The sequence below is a fragment of the Citrobacter sp. EC_71 genome (genome assembly GCF_019584005.1).
GTDB lineage: Bacteria > Pseudomonadota > Gammaproteobacteria > Enterobacterales > Enterobacteriaceae > Citrobacter > Citrobacter werkmanii.
Genome location: NZ_VDAY01000033.1, coordinates 1 through 15,991, shown reverse-complemented (window position 1 = coordinate 15,991; position 15,991 = coordinate 1). Strand labels below are relative to the sequence as shown.

General features: G+C 49.4%; 16 protein-coding genes and 2 pseudogenes. 10 read left to right on the top strand and 8 right to left on the bottom strand.

The genetic code is table 11. The features are described 5' to 3' along the window. Window positions 1-46 precede the first annotated feature (46 nt). A complete protein-coding gene (locus FHD02_RS22625) occupies window positions 47-295 on the top strand; it encodes a DUF1158 domain-containing protein (RefSeq protein ID WP_079225076.1) in 249 nt (82 codons plus the stop codon). 21 nt (window positions 296-316) lie between these two features. Here the strand turns inward: FHD02_RS22625 and FHD02_RS22620 are convergent, their stop codons facing one another. Both FHD02_RS22620 and FHD02_RS22615 read right to left on the bottom strand, forming a co-directional pair. Beyond that, window positions 317-658 (bottom strand): RamA family antibiotic efflux transcriptional regulator, encoded by a 342-nt coding sequence (locus FHD02_RS22620; protein WP_003021996.1) that lies wholly within the window; start codon window positions 656-658, stop codon window positions 317-319. 17 nt (window positions 659-675) lie between these two features. After that, window positions 676-1,788 carry an MBL fold metallo-hydrolase gene (locus FHD02_RS22615; protein WP_137360468.1) on the bottom strand — a complete coding sequence of 371 codons (1,113 nt, stop codon included), beginning with the start codon at window positions 1,786-1,788 and terminating at the stop codon, window positions 676-678. Window positions 1,789-1,978: 190 nt separating this feature from the next. Here FHD02_RS22615 and FHD02_RS22610 point away from each other — a divergent pair, with 190 nt between their 5' ends. The 3 genes from FHD02_RS22610 (at window position 1,979) to nfsB (ending at window position 3,700) form a co-directional block, all read left to right on the top strand. Then, the gene (locus FHD02_RS22610; protein ID WP_137360467.1) at window positions 1,979-2,560 is read left to right on the top strand and encodes a TetR/AcrR family transcriptional regulator; all 582 of its coding nucleotides are present in this window, start codon (window positions 1,979-1,981) and stop codon (window positions 2,558-2,560) included. Next, window positions 2,560-2,928, top strand: a complete 369-nt coding sequence (locus FHD02_RS22605) for an MmcQ/YjbR family DNA-binding protein (RefSeq protein WP_137360466.1) — start codon at window positions 2,560-2,562, stop codon at window positions 2,926-2,928. Before FHD02_RS22610 ends, FHD02_RS22605 begins: the two co-directional genes overlap by 1 nt. A gap of 118 nt (window positions 2,929-3,046) precedes the next feature. Then, window positions 3,047-3,700 carry an oxygen-insensitive NAD(P)H nitroreductase gene (nfsB, locus tag FHD02_RS22600; protein WP_137360465.1) on the top strand — a complete coding sequence of 218 codons (654 nt, stop codon included), beginning with the start codon at window positions 3,047-3,049 and terminating at the stop codon, window positions 3,698-3,700. 46 nt (window positions 3,701-3,746) lie between these two features. Here nfsB and FHD02_RS22595 read toward each other — a convergent pair whose 3' ends face one another. After that, window positions 3,747-4,610 carry a helix-turn-helix transcriptional regulator gene (locus FHD02_RS22595; protein ID WP_137360464.1) on the bottom strand — a complete coding sequence of 288 codons (864 nt, stop codon included), beginning with the start codon at window positions 4,608-4,610 and terminating at the stop codon, window positions 3,747-3,749. 107 nt (window positions 4,611-4,717) lie between these two features. Between FHD02_RS22595 and FHD02_RS22590 the strand changes: the two genes are divergently transcribed. Both FHD02_RS22590 and FHD02_RS22585 read left to right on the top strand, forming a co-directional pair. Then, window positions 4,718-6,157 (top strand): MFS transporter, encoded by a 1,440-nt coding sequence (locus FHD02_RS22590; protein WP_137360463.1) that lies wholly within the window; start codon window positions 4,718-4,720, stop codon window positions 6,155-6,157. A 71-nt stretch (window positions 6,158-6,228) separates the two neighbouring features. Then, the gene (locus FHD02_RS22585) at window positions 6,229-7,473 is read left to right on the top strand and encodes a mechanosensitive ion channel family protein (RefSeq protein ID WP_137360462.1); all 1,245 of its coding nucleotides are present in this window, start codon (window positions 6,229-6,231) and stop codon (window positions 7,471-7,473) included. Between the two features lie 54 nt (window positions 7,474-7,527). Here FHD02_RS22585 and pheP read toward each other — a convergent pair whose 3' ends face one another. Then, window positions 7,528-8,922 (bottom strand): phenylalanine transporter, encoded by a 1,395-nt coding sequence (gene pheP / locus FHD02_RS22580; protein WP_220394329.1) that lies wholly within the window; start codon window positions 8,920-8,922, stop codon window positions 7,528-7,530. Window positions 8,923-9,215: 293 nt separating this feature from the next. Between pheP and FHD02_RS22575 the strand changes: the two genes are divergently transcribed. The 4 genes and pseudogenes from FHD02_RS22575 to FHD02_RS22565 all read left to right on the top strand — a co-directional run. Next, complete coding sequence (locus FHD02_RS22575; protein WP_220394328.1) at window positions 9,216-10,391, top strand: DnaJ family molecular chaperone; 1,176 nt, start codon at window positions 9,216-9,218, stop codon at window positions 10,389-10,391. Window positions 10,392-11,007: 616 nt separating this feature from the next. After that, a complete protein-coding gene (locus tag FHD02_RS22570) occupies window positions 11,008-11,586 on the top strand; it encodes a LuxR C-terminal-related transcriptional regulator (RefSeq protein ID WP_220394327.1) in 579 nt (192 codons plus the stop codon). 195 nt (window positions 11,587-11,781) lie between these two features. Next, window positions 11,782-11,910 (top strand): annotated as a pseudogene (locus FHD02_RS24770) (ESPR domain-containing protein); the annotation flags it as partial. Between the two features lie 261 nt (window positions 11,911-12,171). After that, a pseudogene (locus tag FHD02_RS22565) lies at window positions 12,172-13,746 on the top strand (autotransporter outer membrane beta-barrel domain-containing protein); the annotation flags it as partial. 87 nt (window positions 13,747-13,833) lie between these two features. Here the strand turns inward: FHD02_RS22565 and FHD02_RS22560 are convergent. The 4 genes from FHD02_RS22560 to FHD02_RS24555 form a co-directional block, all read right to left on the bottom strand. Then, on the bottom strand, window positions 13,834-14,601 hold the full coding sequence (locus FHD02_RS22560; protein WP_042309909.1) for a bifunctional diguanylate cyclase/phosphodiesterase: 768 nt from the start codon (window positions 14,599-14,601) through the stop codon (window positions 13,834-13,836). 99 nt (window positions 14,602-14,700) lie between these two features. After that, a complete protein-coding gene (locus FHD02_RS22555) occupies window positions 14,701-15,282 on the bottom strand; it encodes a LuxR family transcriptional regulator (protein WP_170975154.1) in 582 nt (193 codons plus the stop codon). Window positions 15,283-15,303: 21 nt separating this feature from the next. Continuing rightward, on the bottom strand, window positions 15,304-15,921 hold the full coding sequence (locus FHD02_RS22550) for a flagellar brake protein (protein ID WP_255597485.1): 618 nt from the start codon (window positions 15,919-15,921) through the stop codon (window positions 15,304-15,306). Beyond that, on the bottom strand, window positions 15,902-15,991 hold a 90-nt coding region (locus FHD02_RS24555), incomplete at its 5' end, for a hypothetical protein (RefSeq protein WP_039391442.1). The genes FHD02_RS22550 and FHD02_RS24555, both read right to left, overlap by 20 nt.

The window sequence follows — 15,991 nt, the reverse complement described above, 5'->3', positions numbered from 1 at the left end:
GCTGAGATCCCGGACAATGGTATTTTAACTCAAGTTTAACAATACCATGAGACACCCGCTTGAATCGCTGATGACCGCCGCAGGGATCCTGCTGCTGGCTTTTCTGTCCTGCCTGCTCTTGCCCGCCCCTTCACTGGGCCTGGTGCTGGCGCAAAAACTGGTTGCCACTTTTCATCTGATGGACCTCAACCAGTTTTACACGTTGCTGTTTTGCCTGTGGTTTTTACTACTGGGGGTGATTGAGTATTTTGTGCTGCGCTACATCTGGCGGCGCTGGTTCTCGCTGGCGGATTAAACCTGCGAGAACCCGGTGCCGTTAATGCGTTCGGCTATGATTTTCTTTGCGATAAGCGCCAGGCGGTTGACTAAACGTACGGGTAAAAATACGCGTAAAGGTCTGCTGCGAATCAAATCCGTACTTCAAACAGATGTCGTACACTTTCTGATCGGTATCGCGTAGATCGCGCGCCGCCAGCAACAGCTTACGCTCGCGGATGTAACGCCCCAGACTCTCACCTTTGTACTGCATAAAAAGACGCTGTAGGTGCCATTTTGAATAACCCGCATGGCGGGCAATATCATCAATGCGCAATGGTTGATTCAAATTATCATCAATCCATTCAACAATCGTATCAATTACCTGAGCAGAAATCGTCATCATGCTCTCCCCTGTGTTCATTGATTCGCCTGCTGCCACCAGGCCGTAAACGTTTGGTCCGGTTCGGACAGGATTACCGGTTCACCCAGCATCGGCGTCAGCAGTCGGTAATCTTGTTGGCGGCTGGCAAGCGCCAGTCGTTTGTACGGATCATCCCAGGTATGTTTCGCCAGAACAAAACGACCTGCGTGCCCGGGTAAAACGGCTTTCGCATGCAGATCCGCCGCGGCCTGAGCCGTCTCTTCCGGCATCATGTGAATAAACTTCCAGTCCAGGTCATACTGACCGTTCTCCATAATCGCCAAATCAACCGAGCCAAACTGCTCGCCAATGGCTTTAAAATGCGGGCCATAGCCGGAATCCCCGCTGTAATAAATGTTTTGTTCCGGCGTTTCAAACATAAAGCTGGCCCATAGCGTCTGATTACGCTTAATGCCTCGTCCCGAAAAATGGCGGGCTGGCAGAACATGCACAATCAGTGAGTCCGTCACTCTGACGGACTGATTCCAGTCACGTTCGTCGATTATTTCGCTGCGCATTCCCCAATAACGCAGATGCGACCCCACCCCCAGCGGCGTAATCACCCGCTTAATCTTTGGCATTAACGCCTTGATGGTGGCGAGATCCAGATGGTCATAGTGATCGTGCGAGATGATAAGCAGATCGATCTCCGGCATTGTCTGTGCGGTCCACGGATAATCCCCGGCAAAGGCTTTATTCAGAAATGAAAACGGTGCGGCATAGTTGCTGAACACCGGATCAATCAGGATGCGTTGACCCGCCAGTTGCAAATACCATGAGGAGTGACCCAGCCAGACCAGAGTATCCTGCTGCGGCGGTAACCCGGCGAGATCGCTCGCCACCAGCGGTAGCGGCTGTGCTGGCCGCGCATTTTCACGCTTAGCGACCAGAAACTCCCACCAGGCCGCCAGCATACCTTTGTTACCGGTATAGCCCGGTGTCGGCAGTTGGTTATGAAACTGTCCATCACGATAGTGTGGCGACTGTTCAACCTGACTCAGTTGTGCCCCTTGCGGCGCCTGGCCAAATCCGGCATTGAGTACAAACGGTAAACTTGTAGCAGCGGCAATAAGCATAATAACAACCACACAAACTGTGAGACGCTTCATATCCTGACCTTAAACGCGCCTCCTTTCCGCTGGTTTGCGCGACTGACTCTTGATTATGAGTGAGTAAGCACTCATTATAGAAATCGAAAGTTCGCCGTCAAGATGATTTTCAATCTTTGACATTCGCCGTTGCGGTGCTGCAAAGGCCGTGATTCAATCATGTTTTTTACAGACTTAAGGGTAAAGTGTAGTGGCTCGTCCGAAGAGTGAAGACAAAAAATTGGCATTACTGGAAGCTGCAACCACAGCATTTGCACAATCAGGTATTGCGGCCTCTACCGCCGTAATCGCGCGCAATGCAGGGGTTGCGGAGGGAACGTTGTTTCGCTATTTCGCGACCAAAGATGATTTGATCAACGAACTTTACCTCTTTTTAAAACACGATCTCTGCCAGTCAATGATGGCAAATCTGGATCGCTCAGTGACCGATGCCAAAACCATGACTCACTACATCTGGAATAGCTACATTAGCTGGGGTCTGAATCATACCTGCGGACATCGCACCATTCGCCAGTTGGCCGTCAGCGAGAAAATCAGTAAAGAAACAGAACAGAAGGCTGACGATATGTTCCCGGAACTGCGCGATCTTTGCCATCGCTCCGTGCGAGCTGAATTTATGTCGGACGAGTATCGCGCCTTTGGCGATGGGCTTTTTTTAACACTTGCAGAAACAACCATGGAATTCGCTGCCCGCAATCCTGCCCGCGCAGCTGAATACATTTCGCTGGGGTTTGAAGCCATGTGGCGCGCCCTGACTCGCGAGGAAAAATAATGGACGGAAAGACACTGCATGACTGCGCAAAGCGCCTTGCGCTAGAACTGCCTTTCACCGAGTACTGCTGGCCTTTTGGCCCGGAATACGACGTCTTCAGGGTCGGCGGGAAGATTTTTATGATTATCATGGCGCATCGCGGACGCCCGCTGGTTAATCTGAAATCCGATCCGCAAAAATCATTGTTAAATCAACAGATTTACCCCAGCATTGAACCCGGTTATCACATGAATAAAAAGCACTGGATCTCAGTCTATCCAGGCGACGACATTACCGAGTCATTGCTGACGGACCTGGTGAATGACTCATGGCACCAGGTAGTGGATGGCCTGCCCAAACGAGAGCAAAAGCACCTGCGCCCTGTCTGATTTATCGTTAACGTCGATAAGTGTTTTTGCATTTTTCTGTCTTATCTTTTTTCTGCTAACCCTGTACCCTGCTGGAACAAAACGCACCCGCAGGGTAGAAAAATCACCAGGAGTAGTTATGGATATTGTTTCTGTCGCCTTAAAACGTTACTCCACTAAGGCATTCGATCCGAATAAAAAACTGACCGCTGAGCAGGCCGAAAAATTAAAAACGCTACTGCAGTTTAGTCCGTCCAGCACCAACTCTCAGCCGTGGCACTTTATCGTTGCCAGCACTGACGAAGGTAAAGCGCGCGTGGCGAAATCCGCAGCCGGTGGCTTTGTATTCAACGAGCGTAAAATGCTGGATGCATCCCACGTTGTGGTGTTCTGCGCCAAAACGTCGATGGACGATGCGTGGCTGGAGCGCGTTGTCGATCAAGAAGAGTGCGATGGGCGTTTCGCTACCCCGGAAGCCAAAGCCGCTAACCATAAAGGCCGTACTTTCTTTGCCGACCTGCACCGCAAAGATCTCAAAGATGACAACCACTGGATGGCGAAACAGGTGTACCTGAACGTCGGCAACTTCCTGCTGGGCGTTGCGGCGATGGGGCTGGACGCGGTGCCAATCGAAGGCTTTGATGCTGCAGTAATGGATGCGGAATTTGGTCTGAAAGAAAAAGGCTACACCAGCGTGGTCGTAGTCCCGGTAGGTCATCACAGCGTGGAGGATTTCAACGCTGCGCTGCCGAAATCTCGTCTGCCGCTGGAAACAACGCTGACGGAAGTCTGATTTTTTCCGTCACGCCCGATGAGTATCACTGCCATCGGGCGTATCACTACTGATTCAACCACGCCAGAGCCTGCTCCCCCGCTTCATCCATCGGTAAATAAACCAGCAGCCGCGAACCATTACGCGGGGCGGAATACCAGTACATTTGCTGCAAGCTAAAACGTCCTAGCTGCGGATGGACAAAGTTTTTGACCTGATTTTCCACACCGCGAACGTCATAACGCTGATGCCATAATGCTTCAAATTCAGACGATGCGGCAAAAAAGCGTGCCAGTTTATTTTCCCAAACAGGATCGCTGCGATGTTCCGCCATTGCCGCACGGAAATAAGAAACAAACGTCGGTAATACATCGCAGTTTGCTATACGGCTACGCCAGGTTTCATTGGTGAGATAGAGGTAAATACAGTTGCGGTCTTCGCTCGGGAGCGTGGAAAAATCAACGCCCATCAACCGGCAAAAACTCTCATTCCAGGCCACGATGTCAAAACTGGGTTTCTGAATACTGGCGGGCTGCGGCATCAGACTGTCGAGCATTTTTCGGGTGCCTGGTGTGATCCCTTCACACACCATCACCGGCGTAGATTCCGGTGGCGTCAATCCGGCCAGCACAAACAGGTGGCGGGTTTCCAGCGGACTGCATTGCAGCGCATTCGCCACATTCAGCAAGACCGCTTGCGACGGATTGACCTCTCGCCCCTGCTCCAGCCAGGTGTACCAGGTGACGCCCACGTTAGCCAGCATCGCGACCTCTTCGCGGCGCAGACCGGGCGTTCTTCGCCGCCCAATGCGCGGCAGACCCAGACGCTGCGGATCGAGGCTTTCCCGTCGCACACGTAAAAACGCGCCAAGCTGCTTGCGGCTATCATCGGGGAGGATAACCGCGGATTCCTGTTGCGCTATTACCGCCATAGACTCTCCAACATAGTAGTACCAATACCAGTATAATCAGGAACTGGTACCCGTTTAATTTTTCAGTGATGCTACGTCCATCTGCAAAATGATGCAATGGAGTTACTATGAGTACATCAACTGTTTCACCCGGCCGCATAGGGTTGCTCCTGTTATTGACAGGCCAAATGCTCCCGCTCATTGATACATCAATTACCAATGTCGCTCTGGATTCCATTACCCAGTCGCTCCAGGCCACTACCACGCAGCTTGAACTGATTGTCGCTTTGTACGGGGTGACTTTCGCCGTTTGTCTGGCGCTGGGCAGCAAACTTGGTGATAACTATGGTCGCCGCCGCCTGTTTATGGCGGGCATCGTACTGTTTGGCATCGCCTCCCTTTTTTGCGGGATGGCGAATTCCATTCACATGTTGCTGAGTGCTCGTGTTCTACAAGGTGCGGGTGCGGCGCTGATCGTGCCGCAGATCCTTGCCACCCTGCACGTCACGCTGAAAGGTCCTGCACATGCGCGTGCCATCAGTTTGTATGGAGGAATTGGCGGCATCGCGTTTATTGTCGGCCAAATGGGCGGGGGCTGGCTGGTTTCGGCAGATATTGCAGGGCTGGGCTGGCGCAATGCTTTTTTTATTAATGTCCCGATTTGTCTGTTAGTCCTGATGTTCAGCCAACGCTATGTCCCTGAAACCACCCGTGAAACCCGAACCCGCATCGACTGGCTGGGCACCAGTAGTCTGGCTGTGATTCTCTGCTGTTTGCTGTTTCCTATGGCATTAGGCACGGAAACCGGCTGGCCGTGGGAGACGCAGGCTGCACTGGTCGCTATTCTGCCTTTAGGATGGTGGATGCGCAGCAATGCGTTACGGCAAGAACAGAACGGGCAACATCCTCTCTTGCCGCCACGCCTGTTGAAACTCAGCAGCATCCGGTTCGGCGTGCTGATTGCATTACTGTTTTTTAGCGCCTGGTCGGGATTTATGTTCTGCATGGCGTTAACCTTCCAGGCCGGTCTCGGTATGGCCCCGTGGGAATCCGGCAATAGTTTTATTGCGCTTGGCGCAGCCTATTTTATCTCTGCATGTTACGCCCCGAGATTAATTGCCCGCTATAGTACGGGGCGTATTCTGCTCACCGGGCTGGTTATTCAGATCGCTGGCTTAATGGGGTTAATGATGACCTTCTGGTATTCAGGCATGCGCACCTCGGCCATTACGCTCGTTCCAGCTACAGCGTTTATCGGCTATGGTCAGGCGCTGATTGTGAACAGTTTTTATCGCATCGGTATGCGCGATATCGCCACGCACGATGCGGGGGCCGGAACCACCATTCTGAGTACGTTGCAGCAGGCGACATTAGGACTCGGACCCGCCGTCTTGGGGGCGCTGTTCCTGCATCTGCAACAACATTACCATGGTGATTACACGCGCTCGGTTATCGGTTTCTTAGCCGTCGAGGCCACAATGATGACCGTGTTGTTACTGACTACCCTGTTATTTCGCCGTACGCTGAATATCAACCCGGCGTGCGTCAGCATCGCTGCAAAATCGTAGGTCAGAATAACGTAATTTGCATAAGCTCCCAACAGCGGTCATCATAGGCCGCTGTTTATTAAGGAGACATTATGCAGGAATTGATATCTCAGGTAGAAGAGCTCGGCATTGAAATAAATCACACTACCTCGCTGGTGATGATTTTTGGCATTATTTTTATCACCGCCATTATTGTTCACGTTATTTTGCACTGGGTGGTATTACGCGCATTTGAAAAGCGCGCGAACGCCAGCTCCCGTCTGTGGCTACAAATCATCACGCAGAACAAGTTATTTCACCGGCTGGCATTCACCCTGCAGGGTATCATTGTCAATATTCAGGCCGCGCTGTGGTTACAAAAAGGCAGCGAAGCCGCAGAGATATTAGTGACCTGTGCACAGCTGTGGATCATGATATACGCCCTGCTGTCCCTGTTCTCCCTGCTGGACGTTATTCTCAATCTGTCGCAAAAACTCCCTGCTGCATCTCAGCTACCGTTGAAAGGTATATTCCAGGGAATCAAACTGATTGGCGCAATTATCGTTGGGATTTTGATGATTTCCCTGCTGATTGGTCAGTCTCCGGCAATACTAATAAGCGGCCTGGGCGCCATGGCCGCCGTCTTAATGCTGGTATTTAAGGACCCTATCCTCGGTCTGGTGGCCGGGATCCAGCTTTCAGCGAACGATATGCTCAAACTGGGCGACTGGCTGGAAATGCCGAAATACGGCGCAGACGGCGCGGTTATCGATATTGGTTTAACCACCGTAAAAGTGCGCAACTGGGATAACACCATCACCACTATTCCTACCTGGTCACTGGTATCGGACTCTTTTAAAAACTGGAGTGGGATGTCAGCTTCCGGTGGTCGACGCATTAAGCGCAGCATCAGTATTGATGCCACCAGCATTCATTTTCTTGACGAAGACGAACGCCAGCGACTGCATAAAGCACACCTGTTAAAGCCGTATTTAACCACGCGTCATCAGGAAATTGACGAGTGGAATCAGCTATTGGATGCGCCTGAATCGGTATTGAATCACCGCCGGATGACCAATATTGGCACGTTCCGTGCCTATCTGAACGAATATTTACGTCACCATCCGCGGATTCGCAAAGATATGACGTTAATGGTACGCCAGCTTGCGCCGGACGATCACGGTTTGCCGATCGAGATTTATGCTTTTACTAATACGGTAGTCTGGCTGGAATATGAAAGTATTCAGGCTGATATCTTCGACCATATATTTGCCGTGATCGAAGAGTTTGGCTTACGCATTCATCAGTCGCCTACCGGAAATGATATTCGCGCATTGTCAGGGATCTTTCAGCGTTAATCAGCAATGAGAAGCAGTGACCGATCTCATCGCCAGGATGAGATCGGTTAGATATTAGCGGGATTTGCGGCGCAGCAGTTTGAAGGCAACAAACAGGAACAGGATCCATACCGGCAGCAGAATAGCTGACAGACGCATATCATCCATTGTGCACATCAGCACCAGAATCATGCCGAGGAAGGCAATGCACAGGTAGTTTCCGGCCGGATACAGCAGCGCTTTGAACTGTGTATCACGTCCTTTGCGGCGCATCGCCGCGCGGAATCGCAAATGCGCCAGACAAATCATAATCCAGTTTAATAACAGCGTCGCGACAACCAGCGCCATCAACAGACTGAACGCTTTTTGCGGCAGCACATAGTTGATCAACACCACCAGTGACGTAATCGCGCCGGACAGAATCAATGAGTTCACCGGTACGCCACGACGACTAACGCGGGTTAAAAACTTCGGCGCATTCCCCTGGACCGAGAGGCCAAACAGCATGCGGCTGTTCGAGTAAACCCCGCTGTTATAGACCGACAGCGAAGCCACCAGAATGACAAAGTTCAGCGCAGAAGCCACCACGTTACTGTCAAGATTATGGAAAATCATCACGAACGGGCTGCTATTAGATTTCACTTCCACCCACGGATACAAGGCCAGCAGCACCACCAGCGAACCGATGTAAAACAGCAGAATACGGTACACCACCTGGTTTACCGCTTTCGGAATACTTTTCTGTGGATCCTGCGCTTCCGCGGCGGTGATCCCTATCAATTCCAGCCCGCCAAATGAGAACATAATCACCGCCAGCGAGAGGATCAATCCATTCCAGCCAGTGGCAAAAAAGCCGTTGTAACGCCAGAGATTATCGATGCTCGCATGTTCCCCGCCGTTACCGGAAAACAGCATCCAGATGCCAAAGCCAATCATGCCGATAATGGCCAGCACTTTAATCAGCGCAAACCAGAATTCCGTTTCGCCATACAGACGTACGTTAACCAGATTGACGGCATTGATGATCACAAAGAAAGCGGCAGCCCAAATCCAGGTGGGGACATCGGGCAGCCAGTACTGCATGTAGATTCCGGCCGCTGTCAGCTCCGCCATGCCAACCAGCACAAACATCACCCAGTAGTTCCAGCCGGACAAAAAGCCAGCAAAAGGTCCCCAGTATTTATAGGCAAAATGGGCAAACGATCCGGAAACGGGTTCTTCCACCACCATTTCGCCCAGTTGACGCATAATCAAAAAAGCGATGATTCCGGCTACGCCGTAACCCAGTAACACCGCAGGCCCCGCCATCTGAATGGCCGGTCCAATGCCCAAAAACAGGCCGGTTCCAATTGCGCCGCCCAGCGCAATTAACTGAATATGGCGGTTTTGCAACCCCCGCTGAAGCGTCGGCTCATTCGTCGACGCGGCATCAGGCACGCTGGTGCCAGATGCAGTTGACGCGTTTTTCACGCCCTTCCCCTGTGTCGTTTTTATTGAAGGGGCTTCTTTTAACATTTCAACCTGGTTGCCGCAAGGCGCAATCGTTTAACATCATGGTTGTCAGCGATGCCTGAGCAGTTGTTATTTTTCATGGGTGGGCTCCTTACCAGAGTTCACGCTTTTCATAATTACAGTGAATTATTCTGGACGAAAAGGTATTGCAGGCCACAGAATGCACCTTACTGTTTTTCTAACATTTTCAAACGGGTGGGCCTGTTGTATTTAAGCCATTCGTTTTTGAGTCAGGCCAGGCAACGACTGTCATGAATAAGATCATCAAACGACTGGAAATCGTCAAAAGCGCTATTGAACTGGAAGATGAGGAGATTATTTTCCAGCAGGTGGCGCATCTGAAAAATGAGCCTTTGTCAGTCGTGCCAGACACCATCGTGCAAGCGATCGAAGCCCGGCGCTTTAGCGATGCTCTGCGTGAAATCGCGGCCTGGCTGCAATCTCAGCGGGCGGTCTCTACGTGGCAGGATCCTGCGATTGCGGCGAGTAAACTCGAACTGAAAGCGCTTGAAACACAACTGCGTGACCTGATTGATAAGCGCAACACACGCATTCAAATCCTCGATGATTTCAACGATCTATACCATCTTCGTCTTGGGCCGCTGATGAGCCGCATCCTTGAGTTGCGTAAGCAACTGGCCGTCAGCGCCCAACGTAAACAGGAAGCGGAGCGAAAGCGCCGGGAAAAAGACTATAAATCCTGTCAGCACTATATTTCCCAGGCCGTTGAGCAGTTGGCCAGACTCAATCAGCAATGGATGAACCAGCACTCAGATTCGCGCGAATCTGTCGAAACCCGGCAACGCATTCAGCAACAAACGGAGCTGATCACCGCCCTGCTGGCAGAGATTCGTGAGCTGGAAAACGACTTTTCTCGCCAGGACGACAGCGCGACTCGCCAGGCACAAGAAGAGGCCAGTCATGAATATGATGAATATCAGGAGCAGCAGCAGGACGCACAGCATCGTTTTACTCGCGACCAACGACTTTCTGCCAATGAGCGTAACGAGCTAAAACGCCTGTGGCGGCAGGCCAGTCGTCTTTGCCACCCGGACGTGGTGGCGGATGATCTGAAAGAGAAAGCGCATCAGATGATGGTGCAGCTTAACCAGGCGCGCCAAAATGCCGACCTTGCCGCCGTACGGGCGTTACTGACCCAGTTACAAAGTGGTCTCGAACCGATGATGGCGAGCGACCGATTGAACGATCTGCAGCATTTACGCTGCAAAATACAGCAGCTTAGAGAACAAATTAACGCACTGCTTAAAGAGATTACCGAACTAGAGGCTGAAAACGCCTGGCGCCTTGCTTCCTCCGTGACCGATAAAGAGGCTTACTTCTCAGACCAGCAACGGGCGCTGACGGAAATCCGCAACTCGCTGGAACAACAGGTGCAACAGGTCGAGCAGGAGCTGTTAGCGGGCTGAGCGCTAGCAGCGAAGTAAGCAGGTAAAATGACAACGGCAAGCAATATGCTTAAATAAAGCACAAAAAGACCAACTCAGAATAAAAATCTAAGAATATTTATTTAATTGGATAAATCATCTTAGATTTAACTATTTTTAGATGTTTTATGTAAATTTTGTGATATTTCCATCTTTCCTGGTTCCCCTCGCCCTTTCTTCCTAATCTTAATTAAGAATTCTCCTACCCACCAACCAGTCCATCATCACAAGCTAGCATTCCTTTGAAATATAATCATTTTTAAATAAATCGCCGCCAATAATACCAGGAATATCCCGCCTTTATGGAAAGGTTGGCTCATTCTTATGGTGATCCATAAGCGAAATCTATCAATCATCTGCTCAGAGGTGATATAAACGATTTATCTTAAATTTTAACAAAGTGTAATATCTACTTTCAGAATAGTTAATGCTTCAAATAAATACAGAAAATATCTGTTGAATTGGCAATAAATAAGGATACGTTCAAACCAAAGAACGTTATACGAGATTTAATTAACATTCCACGCGTCGCAAGAAACTCTTTTTTCAGCCAGAAAAAAGAGGCGACCGCTTGCATTAAAATTTCAAGGAGATCGTAATGTCTAAGGCTATTTTTTTGGGTGATTCACTTTATCCCTGGCTAGGCATGCGAGAAATTCTACGTGGTTCATCCTTATATATTGATATCGCATACCACTACTCTCAGTCGTTTTCAGCAGTCAAGTTCCTGCCAGATGACACGGATTACATCATTATTAATCCTGACAAATCAGATTTTTTAAAATATGCCAGGATTATCCGCAGCATAGCTATCCGCCCTGCCACAAAAATTATTGTTTTGGCAGATGAAGCCACCTTTTCTCTTTTTCAAACCGTTTGCGGGAAGAACATGCAATTACTCGATCAAGATGCCAGTCTCGATCGGTTACTGCATGCCGTTACATGTATCATACAGAATAAAAAACAAAATAATATCAACGCACTGCGTACCAAAATCACCGCAAACGAATTCAATGTGATGATGATGCTTGCCCGGGGTTGGTCACTGGCACAAATCGCCGGGGCATCACAAAAAAGTGAAAAAACCATCGGGGCGTACAAAAGCAACATTGCCAGAAAGCTCGGTAAAAATAACACCCGGCTCAAGTACACCATTTCCCACTATAGCCAGCCATAACTGACTTATTTAAGGACAATTATCACGGTTATTATTTAAAGCTGTCCTTTCGGCTCACTTTTTAATTCCGCATCGCTCGGAAGGGAACCCTATTTCCCAAAATCACCATACCGGGTAACGCGTCCGCGGGCCAATCATAGCCAACAACTCAACGTATTAACACATACATAACAGGAATGTAGACGAGGGTTATATATGAACAAAGTTTACAGCATTATTTGGAACGCGGCGCTCGGTATCTGGGTGGTCGTTTCTGAATTAACTAAAGGTAAGAAAAAAAGTAGTTCACGTAAAACTGTCGCCGTCCTCGCTGCTGGCGCATTAAGCGGAGCGTCGATGATGGCCTCGGCTGATCCGATTATTGATACCGGCGATCATAATATTTCTACTGACTACCAGCGAGGAATTTCCGCTGGCGTTTATGAGGGAATTCATAACTACGGCTTCTTATATGAAGATAATACCACTGGTCAGGCGCTCAATATCAGCGGCGCGATCCCGGCGATTACCCCAGGCCAAAGCGGCGTTGTTGAGTCCACCACCATCAGAGAGCTGCTGCAAACCGGAAAAATCACGCTTAAGGCTACCCTGGCGTTAGCTGGCAATATCAGCGGTAAAGGCCAGTTGCACCAGAGCGGCAGCGGTATTACGGAACTGCAAGGTGAAAACAGCTACAGCGGCGCAACGTTAATTGCCAACGGCGTACTGCGGGCGGGTAACACCAACACCCTGAGTAGTGCGTCACACCACTACGTGGTCGCTGACACCATGTTGAACACGCAAGGGTATAACCAGACAGTTGCAGGCCTGAGCAACGGCGGTGATGTCTCGCTCATCGGCCAGCAGACTGGTACAACGTTAACCGTCAAAGGGGATTACGTCGGCGAAAAAGGGACCATCAACATGGCGGCCATTCAGAATGGTAGCGGTGCAGGCATTGCCGACCGTCTGATTATCGATGGCGGTAACGCCAGCGGGAGTACGCTGCTGAACGTTGATGGTTCTGGCCTCGGCGCGCCGACCGTCGGTGATGGTATCGAAGTAGTTACGGCGCTCAATGGCGCAACCACCACCGCGCAAACGTCGCGTGACGCCTTCCATCTTGCCGCCGATCGTATGGCAGCAGGCGCGTTTGAGTACCAACTGCATGCGGGCAATGCTCAGGGTCAGGGGGAAAACTGGTATCTGAGAAGCGAATACCGTCCGGAAACCATGCTGTATTCTGGCCTTGCCAGCGTTGTGCGCCAGGGTGACATTAGCCTGCTGGGTAACATGCACCAACGTATGGGCGACGAGGTTAAACCGGGTATTGACGAAGATAATCGCGCCTGGGCGAGAATGCTTGGCTACTCCGGAAAAACAAAACTGGATGATGCGGCCGGGACACAAACCAGCTCCCATACCATGGGTATTCAAGTCGGCGTTGACATGTATGCTAACGAAAACTGGAAAGCCGGGATGTATACCAGCATCCTTGACATCGACAGCAACGTGAAAGGCACGAAGACAGGCAGCGACGGCAAAGGTGGAAACATCGACGACAATGCGTTTTACGTCGGCGGTTACGCCACCTGGTTCTCGGGCGACGGGATGTATGTTGATAACGTCCTGCAGTACGGTAACCATAAATCTCGCCTGGCGGCGACCGGGAACAACGGTTCTTATACCGTCAAAGGCAACACGCTGACGGCGTCAACAGAGATGGGTAAATCGTTCCGTCTGGGTTCAAGCGCCTGGAGTCTGGAACCTCAGGCTCAGTTGATCTACCAATACAGCGATTTTGATAATGGTCGGCTTGATGGTGTGACCCAAACGAAAGTGAAAATGGACACCGCAGATTCCTTTACCGCCCGTCTGGGCGTACGTCTGGTTGCTGACTATGACACTAACCATGGCAAATTCCAGCCGTACGGCAGGGTAAACGTCTGGCAGGGTCTGGGTTCAAAAGACAAAACGCACTTTAGCAATGCGGTCGCCACCACCACGCTGGAATCCTCACAGCAGTACTCCAGCACTGAAGTTGCGGCCGGTCTGTCTTGGTCAATCGACAGAAACGTGCAGGTCTACGGTGAACTGGGTACGCAATTCAGCAACGGTGGCAGTAAGTCGCAAGTTGAAGCCCCGATCAATGCTTCCATTGGCTTTAAGAAATCGTTCTAAGCAGCCATAAACTTACCAGCCCTCTGTTCTGCAGGGGGCTTTTTTTGCTTTGCAGTTTGCAGGGTCGGGAAATATAAAAAGGAGAGATTAACGATTATACTGCGTCAGGAGTAACGGGATTTCTTCTGCTAACACCGGCGGAGAAATGAAAAAGCCCTGAATTTTGTCACAGCCAATCTGCATTAAACGGTCCAGTTGGGACTGGGTTTCCACCCCTTCGGCGAGAACTTCAATACCAAAATTGTGTGCCAGTGAAATAATGCCCTCCACAATCTTTGTCGATCGGGTATCGGGCTCAATGCCAGCAACAAATTCCTTATCAATTTTTAGGGTATCAAAAGGATACTTCAGCAGATAATTAAGATTCGCGTGACCGGTACCAAAATCATCAAGAGCGAGTTTAACCCCGATATCCTTTAGCTCCAGCATATTGTTAACCGCTATTTGGCTGTCGCGCAGTGGTGACGTTTCCGTCACCTCAATTTGGCACCGATAAGGCGGTAGCCCACAGAGGGTGAGATTACGTCTGACGCGTTGGGGTAAGAGAGGGTCACAAAATTCAAGTGCGGAAATATTGATTGATAATACAAGAGGATCGGGCCAGGAAGTCGCCACATCCCAGGGGGTGTGGGTAACCATGTCTTCAATTGAAATGATATTGCCGCTGTCTTCCAATAACGTAATAAAAATATCGGGAGAGATCATCCCCATCTGAGGGCTGTTCCAACGCATTAATGCTTCAAATCCGCTAATTTGCTGAGTGTGCAAATTAAAAATGGGCTGATAAACCATATAAAACTGACTGGTATTCAATGCCTGTTCAAGCGCGGTGAGCACCTCGTTGGAATTAAACATTCCCTCTACCTCTATAAATCATATAATTTAAAACCAGTCAACATCGCTCCCGAATTATATCTACTATGGGATGTTTTACATCAGAAAAGAATCACCAGACTAGGGTAAAAAAGACATACGATGGGTGAATCTGACAATTAATTTATTTAAATCAGAAGTATTGTTCAGTCCCAACTTGGCGACGACTCGCATTTTATGAGCCTGAATGGTTTTATAGTTAAGGTTTACTAACTCAGAAATTTCTTTAGCGGTATAACCACTTACCAGCAAACTCAGGATCTGCTGTTCCCTTTCAGTTAACCTTTTCTGCGAACGATACAGCCGGGGATTCCATTTCCCGACCGACAACGTCGCCAATTGACCGAAATCTCGCAGTGAAGATTTCTCAGTCAACACTATTGCTTTCTCAATATATAATAACTCCACGCATAATTTCGCCACCAAACTGTCAGCTACAATGACTACGACGTTATTATAGAACTTGAATCGATTTTTATTCAGAAACTGTACGACGTCTGAACACGGTTGTTCATTATTAATGATATTAAAAATCATGGTTTGATGCTGACATAATGATGACTGATGCAACATATCCTCAAACTGGAATGTTTGTACGGGTACATGTTTGCTGGTCAGGTAGGCGAACATACCGTTGCCCACAAAATTATCATTGCCACACATCAACATCCTGTTTACCGCTCCTTATAAGCTTCTGATCTTGTTACTCATTAAAAATTTGATAATAATTTTCTCGACTTCAGCCTCTTCACGACGATTTTTAAAATCGAACTCACACGAGATCTGATGACAGGAGTACAACTGATTATCCTCATCAAACTCATTGATCGTGACGACATCGATCACTTTTAAATCCAGCTGTAAACTGCCAAACGTATCAAACTCCAGCGAGGCATTTTTAATCACCGCATCTTTATAAACAAAGCGGGTATTTACATCTTTAACAATTAACGCACAGCCACCCTGAGAGATGTTTTTAATCCTGAAAGAGTAGTTTTCTCCGTTTTTGTAACGACCAAAACAGAAAAAGTCATAACCCTTCAGGAAGGAAAAACGCTGATTTTGTCGCTGCTGGGCAAAGAAAATCATATCCGGGATGAGGTAGGATAATCCTGCCTCCGCACCTGCGGGTGGAGTTTGTTCAAATCTGGCACTAAATTTTACAATCCCGCTTTCGCTGTGCAGGATAAAGTATTGGACCTTTTCAGGCACAATCTCTTCATGGCCGGAGATGACAAACCGTTCGAAATCGACCTTCTCTAAATAGCTGCGCCTAATACCGCTACACTTTTGCCTGGCCATGTTTTCCTCCGGGGAATGGGCTGGCGGTTTCCATAAAATGGCGGACCTTTTTCAGTAACTGCCACATTGA

Bases quoted from the DNA above. Each gene is read 5' to 3' on its own strand.
- FHD02_RS22625 (WP_079225076.1), top strand. From the start codon at position 47: ATGAGACACCCGCTTGAATCGCTGATGACCGCCGCAGGGATCCTGCTG.
- FHD02_RS22620 (WP_003021996.1), bottom strand. From the start codon at position 658: ATGACGATTTCTGCTCAGGTAATTGATACGATTGTTGAATGGATTGAT.
- FHD02_RS22615 (WP_137360468.1), bottom strand. From the start codon at position 1,788: ATGAAGCGTCTCACAGTTTGTGTGGTTGTTATTATGCTTATTGCCGCT.
- FHD02_RS22605 (WP_137360466.1), top strand. From the start codon at position 2,560: ATGGACGGAAAGACACTGCATGACTGCGCAAAGCGCCTTGCGCTAGAA.
- nfsB (WP_137360465.1), top strand. From the start codon at position 3,047: ATGGATATTGTTTCTGTCGCCTTAAAACGTTACTCCACTAAGGCATTC.
- FHD02_RS22595 (WP_137360464.1), bottom strand. From the start codon at position 4,610: ATGGCGGTAATAGCGCAACAGGAATCCGCGGTTATCCTCCCCGATGAT.
- FHD02_RS22590 (WP_137360463.1), top strand. From the start codon at position 4,718: ATGAGTACATCAACTGTTTCACCCGGCCGCATAGGGTTGCTCCTGTTA.
- FHD02_RS22585 (WP_137360462.1), top strand. From the start codon at position 6,229: ATGCAGGAATTGATATCTCAGGTAGAAGAGCTCGGCATTGAAATAAAT.
- FHD02_RS22575 (WP_220394328.1), top strand. From the start codon at position 9,216: ATGAATAAGATCATCAAACGACTGGAAATCGTCAAAAGCGCTATTGAA.
- FHD02_RS22570 (WP_220394327.1), top strand. From the start codon at position 11,008: ATGTCTAAGGCTATTTTTTTGGGTGATTCACTTTATCCCTGGCTAGGC.
- FHD02_RS22560 (WP_042309909.1), bottom strand. From the start codon at position 14,601: ATGTTTAATTCCAACGAGGTGCTCACCGCGCTTGAACAGGCATTGAAT.
- FHD02_RS22555 (WP_170975154.1), bottom strand. From the start codon at position 15,282: ATGTGTGGCAATGATAATTTTGTGGGCAACGGTATGTTCGCCTACCTG.
- FHD02_RS22550 (WP_255597485.1), bottom strand. From the start codon at position 15,921: ATGGCCAGGCAAAAGTGTAGCGGTATTAGGCGCAGCTATTTAGAGAAG.